General features: G+C 74.8%; 1 protein-coding gene and 1 pseudogene. Both read right to left on the bottom strand.

From position 1 onward, the window contains the following. Positions 1-368: pseudogene (locus tag ABZ641_RS37990) on the bottom strand (FKBP-type peptidyl-prolyl cis-trans isomerase); the annotation flags it as partial. A 315-nt stretch (positions 369-683) separates the two neighbouring features. Continuing rightward, positions 684-1,280 (bottom strand): FKBP-type peptidyl-prolyl cis-trans isomerase (locus ABZ641_RS37985; protein WP_359989191.1); only part of this gene is annotated, 597 nt, incomplete at its 5' end.

Here is a 1,280-nt window from a genome sequence, read left to right as displayed (position 1 = left end):
GGGGTGGAGGCCGCGGCGGACTTCCCGTCGTCCTTGTTCACCATGTAGAGCGTGATGCAGCTGCCGACCAGCAGGACGGCCAGCACGGTGCCGAGGATCGCGCCCAGGCGGCCGGCGCCGGGCGGGTCCTCGTCGTAGCCGGCCTCCGACAGGTCCTTGCGGCGCACGGTCGAGGCGAAGACCTGCGGCTCCTCGTCCTTCTCGCCGGCGGGACGGGCCGGGGCCTGGCCCCAGCCGGCCTGCTGCTTCAGGATCGCGGGCGGGACGACGATCGACTCGCCGTCGCCGGGCAGCGGGCCGCCGGGCCGTGCGGCCGCGGGGTCGGCGGCGGTACCGGCCTCGCCCGGGCTCGACGCTTTCTCAGACATTGCTCCCCATCCATCTCGCCCGCCACGCCCTCGCCGGACCTGACGGCGCTGCCACGGTGCCGAAAACGCCAGCAGTATGTCAGGTCCGCATGAGGACGGGCCCTCCCGGTGCGCGATCGTTGTGCCCGTCACCCGGCCCCGGGCGTGTCGGACCGGTCGTACGGGGACCGATCTCCCGCGGGCCTCTCCCGAACCTGCCCGGAACCTCCGCGGGGCCGGTCCGGAACCCGCCCCCGGCCCGTCCGGAACCCGCCCGGGGCGCGCTCGGAACCGCCCGGGGCGCGCCCCGCGCACGCCCCGGGCCCGGGCGGGCCGCTACACGGCCGCCAGGATGTCGATGACGAACACCAGCGTGGCGTCGGCCGGGACGGGGCCGCTGGACTGGTTCCCGTAGCCCAGCGAGGGCGGCACCACGAGCATCACCCGGCTGCCGACGGTCTGGCCGACCAGGCCCTGGTCCCAGCCCTTGATCAGGCTGCCGGTGCCGACCTGGAGGGCCTGCGCGCCGCCGTGCGAGTAGGAGGAGTCGAACTGCGAGCCGTCCGACCACAGCACGCCGGTGTACTGCACCAGCAGCTGCTGCCCGGACTGCACCGGCTTGCCGTCGCCCTTGATCAGCACGTAGGTCTGCAGCTCGGTGGGCGGGCTCTGCCCGGCCGGGATGGTGATCGTCGGCGCCTGCTTGCCGTTGTCCTTGACCTGCGGCGCGGTCGCGGGCGGCTGGGTCATCTCCCCGGAGACGGTCGAGTCCGGCGGCACCACGTCGAGGATGTCGAGGACGAAGACCACGGTGTCCTGGCCGCCCACCCCGGCCGCGGTGTTCCCGGAGGTGCCGAAGCCCGCCGCCGGCGGCGCCACCACCAGCAGCCGGCTGCCGGCCTTCTTGCCGAGCACCGCCTGGTCGAAGGCGGG

It is taken from the genome of Kitasatospora sp. NPDC007106 (genome assembly GCF_040634455.1).
Taxonomy (GTDB): domain Bacteria; phylum Actinomycetota; class Actinomycetes; order Streptomycetales; family Streptomycetaceae; genus Kitasatospora; species Kitasatospora arboriphila.
Note: the sequence above shows the minus strand (reverse complement) of the source record. Positions and strands in the feature narration are given on the sequence as shown.